This is a genomic window from Guyparkeria sp., assembly GCF_046545975.1.
GTDB lineage: Bacteria > Pseudomonadota > Gammaproteobacteria > Halothiobacillales > Halothiobacillaceae > Guyparkeria.
In genome coordinates this window covers 1-5,746 of record NZ_JBKGYT010000100.1, presented here as the reverse complement: position 1 = coordinate 5,746, position 5,746 = coordinate 1, and the positions used below count along the sequence as shown (strand labels likewise).

Genomic DNA, 5,746 nt, shown 5'->3' with positions numbered 1-5,746 from the left:
TACTTCGCCCCGTCCTTGCCGAAGCGCTGGGCGAGGCGGTCGAGCTTTTCCTCGAGGCTGAGGTTCTGCAGGGCCGGGTCCGGCTGCGGTTCCTTTTCCCGGCGGGGCTGGCCGCGGCGCTTGTCGCTGCGCGGCTTGGCGGCCTTGCCTTCCGCCTGGCGCTCCTTGCGGGGCTTGTTGCCGGCCTTGCGTGGCCTGCGGGGTTTCTTCGCTTCGCCGTTCTCGTCCTCGCCCTGCTCGGCACGCTTGGCGTCGCGCGCGGCGTGGATGGCCTTGATCTGCTCGTCGGCGTGCGCGCGGGCCTTGTCGTCGACCGGCTCGGCGGGCTCGCCCTTGAGGTCGACGCGGTGCTCGGCGTTCTTCATCGCGTAGTGGTAGGACAGCCGCGAGGTGTAGAACTTCATGGCCGTGCGGATGGCCTTGGAGTTCAGCCCCTCGAGTTCCGGCGGGCGCTCGGCGAGGATCTGCTGGAGGATGCCGATGGCAAGCGGCTTGACTTCCTTCGGGTCCTCGGAGAAGGCCTTGGGCCAGGCGGCCACGAACTGCTTGACCGCGTCGCGCGGGTGGACCCGCGGCTTCTTCGCCTGGTTGGCCTGCGGTTCGGCCGGGGCATCGGCCTGTCCGGCGTCGGCGGCCTGGGGCTGCTCGGCCGGGGTCTCGGCGGGCTCGGCCGCCGGGGCGGGCTGTTCGGCCCCGGTCGGTTCCGGGTTCGGGTGGTTGGCCCGGGATTCGTCTGCGGTCATGTCGTCAAGTCGCTTGCTGGGCGTAAATCGCAAGCCGGATCGGCCACGCGCCGGGCGTGGCATCTTCGGTCCGGCAAAGGGGGAATCTTAACGGTTTCGCCGGTCATAGACCACATCGCCGACGAGTGGACCGGCGATCAGCGGTTCAGGATGTCGTAGACCACGTCGGCGACCACCTCGCCGGCCATGTCGGCGATGATCACGTCGGTGCCGACGCGGTAGTAGCGCAGGTGGTCCGGCAAGGGGTGGAGCCGGCGGACCAGGTCGCGCGGCAGTCGCTCGTACTCGAGACCTCGTGGCGGCCAGGGTTCGCCGCGGGAGAGCCGCTTGGCGTGCCCCGGCGGGATCTTGCCCTGCTTGGCCAGTCCCGGCGGCAGGTTGCGGCTGTACCAGTCCTGGATGTGCCGCCGGTCACGCTCGCTGAAGTAGAAACGATCCCGCTCATATCGGTCGCGGTGACGGTCGTGACGGTGTTCCGGGGCCGGGTCGCGGGGCAGCGCCTCGAGCGGGCGACCGATGCCGGCCGGCGGACCGCCCCGCTCGGCCTGCGGTGGCTTGCCGGCATGCTCGGGCGGCTGGGCCGGTGCCGACAGCGGCACTAGAAGAGCCGCGAGTCCGGCGACTGTCGCGAGACGGGCGAGAGCTCTCATGGCATGTCCTCCCCTAGTGCTGGTCCTGACAGTGTAGACCGCTGCCGGGAGGGATTTTCCCTATCGGTCCAGCCGGTGGATCGTCGCGCGCGCTCGCCACAGCAGCCACAGGCCGGGCAGGGCGGCGAGGAAGGTGAGGATGAAGAAGATCGTCCAGTCGACCCACTCGACGATGAAGCCCGCGGTCGGCCCGAGGTAGATGCGCCCCAGCGCGGCGATGGCCGAGAGCAGGGCGTACTGGGTGGCGGAGTATTCCTTGTCGCACAGCGCCATCAGCAGGGCGACGAAGGCCGCCGTGCCCAGCCCGCCGGCGAAGTTCTCCAGCGAGATCACGGCCACCATCAGCCCGTAGCTGTTCCACTCGTACAGCCAGGCGTAGCCGAGGTTGGTGACCGCCTGCAGCACCCCGAACAGCATCAGCGCGCGGTACAGGCCCAGCTTGACCATCCACAGCCCGCCGAACAGCCCGCCGATGATGGTCACGATCAGCCCCGCGCCGTTGTTGATCAGGCCGACGTCGGTGGCGGTGAACCCCGCCCCGCGGATCAAAAAGGCGGTGGTCAGCGTGCCGGCGAAGGCATCGCCGAACTTGTAGAGGATGACCAGGAAGATCAGCGTCCAGGCCTCCGGGCGGCCGAAGAAGGCCTTGAGCGGGCCGACGACCGCCTCGCGCATCGTCCGCGGGGCAAGCTCCCGGGTGTCCTTCTCCGGGGCGAACCAGGCGGTGACCAGCCCCACGCCCATCAGCAGTGCCATGATGGCGTAGGTCAGCGGCCAGCCGATGTGGTCGCCCATCACCAGCGCGGCCGAGCCGGCCACCAGCATGCCCAGGCGGTAGGCCATGACGAATACCGCGGCACCCAGCCCGCGCTCGGGGGCGTCGAGGGTGTCGGTGCGCCAGGCATCGATGGCGATGTCCTGCGTCGCCGAGAGGAAGGCGACCATCAGGGCGAAGATGGCGATCTGCCAGATCTGCGTCTGCGGGTCGCTGACCGCAAGCCCCAGCAAGCCCGCGGCGATCAGCGCCTGGGTGAGCAGCATCCAGCCGCGCCGTCGGGCGAAATGGCCGACGTTGAAGCGGTCGAGGATCGGCGCCCAGAGGAACTTGAGCGTGTAGGGCAGGCCGACCAGGGCGAAGATGCCGATGGTCTTGAGATCGACGTCCTCCATCGTCAGCCAGGCCTGCAGCGTGCCGGAGGTCAGCAGCAGTGGCAGGCCGGATGCGAAGCCCAGGAACAGCACGGCCAGCTGCTTGGGTGATGTCGCGACCGCGCGCATGCGCTCGAGACGGGTCATGCGGTGCCTCTTGGACGGAAGGTGGGTTCAATGGTCCCTTTGGTCCGTGTGATCAGCCCAAGGTTCAACAGCCATTCGACCGCCCGGTCGGCGTCACGCGCGAACCACTCGGCCGGCGAGCCGACCCGGAAGGTGTAGCCCCAGGCCTGCATGTCGGAAAGCGCTCGCTCGCGGCCGAATCCCTCGAGGTGCTCGGCCATCAGGATCTGCAGGTAGCAGACCGCCTCTTCCTCGATGTCGTCGCTGCCCGCGTCCGTGTGTGCGCTCGCCCGCCGGCCCTCGTCCATGCAGACGATGTGCGCGAACTCGTGCAGCGCCGAGTGCACGGCCGTGTCCGGGCGCACGTACAGCGTGTCCCCGATGATCCCCGCCTCGTCGTCGCCCCAGAAACTGCCCGGAATGGACTCGCCTGCCGGCACCCAGGCCAGCGGCAGGCCGTAACGGGCCACGAGCCGATCCAGCGCGCCGTCCGGCAGCTCCGACAGGCGCAGCACCGCCGCCTCGTCGATGACGACATCGTCGGGCGGCGGGGTGAAACCGGGCTTGATGGCATGCGGGTCGGTCATGGGCCGGCATTGTGCCACGGGAACCCGGGCGTTCGAGTCGCAACCGTATCGGATTGAGCCGAGGGCGGTGCGCAGCCATAATGCCTCCGGCGCCCTGTTTTCTGGTGATGTCGAGAGGCACTCGGCCACGCGAGCCACAACAAACGGATAGAACCTGATGCAAGACGGTGACGTGATCGCCTCGGTGGACCTGGGGTCCAACAGTTTCCACATGCTGGTGGCCCGCGTGGAGGCGGGGCAGTTGCAGGTGATCGACCGGATGAAGGAGATGGTGCGGCTGGCCGGCGGGCTGGACGAGCAGGGCTATCTCTCCAGTGCGGCGATCGAGCGCGGGCTGGACTGCCTGCGGCGGTTCGGCCAGCGGCTTGCCGGCATGCGCCGCGGGCAGGTGCGCATCGTGGGCACGAACACGCTGCGGGCGGCGAAGAACGGCTCGACCTTCGTCCGCCGGGCGCAGAATGCCATCGGTCACCCGATCGAGATCATCGGCGGGCGCGAGGAGGCGCGGCTGGTGTATCTCGGCGTGGCCCACAGCGACGTGCCGGTCGACGGCCGGCGGCTGGTGATCGACATCGGCGGCGGCTCGACCGAGCTGATCATCGGCGAGGGCTTCGAGCCGGTGCGCATGGAGAGCGTGCCGCTGGGCTGCGTGCGCCTGACCAACGACCATTTCAGCGACGGCAAGTACGACAAGGCCCGCCTGCTCAAGGCCGAGCGCCGCGCCGAGCTGGAACTGATGAGCTACCAGCGCGCCTACCGCGACATGGGCTGGGCCCGGGCGGTGGGCAGCAGCGGCACGGCGCGCTCGCTGGCGACGGTGGCCGAGGCCAACGGCTGGGGCGACGGCGGGCTGACCCTCGAGGGGCTGGACGCCATCCGTCGGGCGGTGCTCAAGGCCGGTTCCCTCGACAAGCTCTCGCTCGACGGGCTTTCCGACGACCGCAAGCCGGTGTTCGTCGGCGGGCTGGTGGCGATGCGGGCGATCTTCGAGGCGCTGGGCATCGAGCGCATGGCGATCTCGGACGGGGCCCTGCGCGAGGGGCTGATCTACGACTGGATCGAGCGCGAGTCGTTCGACGACGTGCGCGATCTGACCGTCGGGCGCCTGCAGCGGATGTTCAACGTGGACGTCGGCCATGCGACCCGCGTGGCCGATACCTCGGCGCGCCTGTGGCGGCAGGTGGAGGCCGACTGGGGGGCGGGCGACGACGAGACGGCCGAGTCCCTGCCGGTGGCGGCCTGGCTGGACGTGGCGGCCCGCCTGCACGAGGTGGGGCTGGCCATCTCGCACTCCGGCTACCACCACCACGGGGCCTATGTGCTGGAGAACGCGGACATGCCCGGGCTGACGCGCCTGGCGCAGGCCGCGGTCTCCTCGCTGGTCCATGCCCACCGGCGCAAGTTCAAGGCCTCGCGTTTCGACCCGCTCGATGAGGAGATGAAGCCCCTGGTGCAGCGCCTGGCGGTCATCCTGCGCCTGGCGGTGCTGTTCCACCGCGATCGCGGCGACGGGGCGGCCCCCGAGTCGATCACGCTGCGGGCGGACGGCGAGCGACTGGAGCTGTCCGTCGCCGACGGCTGGCTGGAAGCGCACCCGCTGACGGTCGCGGACCTCGAGCGCGAGCAGGGTTACCTCGCCAACGGGGGCTTCGACCTGCGGTTCTCCTGAGCGTCGGGCAACTCGAAAGCCCTGTTGCGCCACCCGATCGCGGTGTCGCGTGCGGATTCGGGGCATCCCTGTCCCTCACTTGCGCAAGCAAGGCTTGCGTCCGGCAGGCATCCCGGCCATGCCGTCACTCGCTCCTGCCGATTCGCCGGGAGCGAATCGGGGCACACCATGTGCGCATGGATGGCCTGCATCCGCCTATCCTGTTGATATGTCTCGTCGCTCGCTCCGCGGCCCCTTGCGCTCGGGCGGCTCACGGTGATTTTTCGAGGTGAGCCGGCCTCCGATGGTCTACGCTCGCGGGCGAGTCCATCACCCGAGGAGACAGGGAATGACAACCGCTTTCGCCCGCCCGACGCATGCCGTCACCGCCTCCAGCTGGCTGTCGCTGGCATTCCGCCGCCTGCTGCCGGCCTTCATGGCCGCCGTGCTGACGGTCGTACTGTTCGCCCCGGCTACCCAGGCCGACGACACCCAGCGCGTGGTCTACCACGTCGACTTCGCCGACCCGACCCGCTACTCCGCCACGCTCACCTCGATCAACAACCTGATCAGCGATGCCGAGCAGGACCTGCGGGACTGGGACGTGCACCTGGTGCTGGTGGGATTCGGCATCCGGTTTGCCACCGACGACCCGCTGGAAGACACGCCCTACGCCGCGGACGAGGCACTCGAGGAGCGGCGCGACGAACTGGCGGGCCGCCTGGAGACGCTGATGGACGTACGCGACGTGAAGGTTCACCTCTGCGATGTCACCCGCAACGAGATCGAGCTGTCCGAGGACAGCCTCTACGACGGCATCGGCCTGGTGGGTTCGGGCGTGGC

6 protein-coding genes are annotated in these 5,746 nt (G+C 69.4%); 2 read left to right on the top strand and 4 right to left on the bottom strand.

Annotated elements, in window-relative coordinates; translation table 11 throughout:
* From ACLFMY_RS08185 to ACLFMY_RS08170, 4 genes are all read right to left on the bottom strand, one after another.
* The coding region (locus ACLFMY_RS08185) for a ProQ/FINO family protein (protein ID WP_410764172.1) at window positions 1-743 on the bottom strand (743 nt) is incomplete at its 3' end.
* Window positions 744-880: 137 nt separating this feature from the next.
* On the bottom strand, window positions 881-1,393 hold the full coding sequence (locus ACLFMY_RS08180) for a hypothetical protein (RefSeq protein WP_410764171.1): 513 nt from the start codon (window positions 1,391-1,393) through the stop codon (window positions 881-883).
* 60 nt (window positions 1,394-1,453) lie between these two features.
* Window positions 1,454-2,689 carry an AmpG family muropeptide MFS transporter gene (locus tag ACLFMY_RS08175; protein WP_410764170.1) on the bottom strand — a complete coding sequence of 412 codons (1,236 nt, stop codon included), beginning with the start codon at window positions 2,687-2,689 and terminating at the stop codon, window positions 1,454-1,456.
* Window positions 2,686-3,255, bottom strand: coding sequence for a hypothetical protein (locus ACLFMY_RS08170; protein WP_410764169.1), 570 nt, complete (start codon window positions 3,253-3,255; stop codon window positions 2,686-2,688). Before ACLFMY_RS08170 ends, ACLFMY_RS08175 begins: the two co-directional genes overlap by 4 nt.
* A 157-nt stretch (window positions 3,256-3,412) precedes the next feature.
* Between ACLFMY_RS08170 and ppx the strand changes: the two genes are divergently transcribed.
* On the top strand, window positions 3,413-4,924 hold the full coding sequence (gene ppx, locus ACLFMY_RS08165) for an exopolyphosphatase (protein ID WP_410764168.1): 1,512 nt from the start codon (window positions 3,413-3,415) through the stop codon (window positions 4,922-4,924).
* A gap of 328 nt (window positions 4,925-5,252) precedes the next feature.
* Window positions 5,253-5,746 (top strand): hypothetical protein (locus tag ACLFMY_RS08160; protein ID WP_410764167.1); only part of this gene is annotated, 494 nt, incomplete at its 3' end.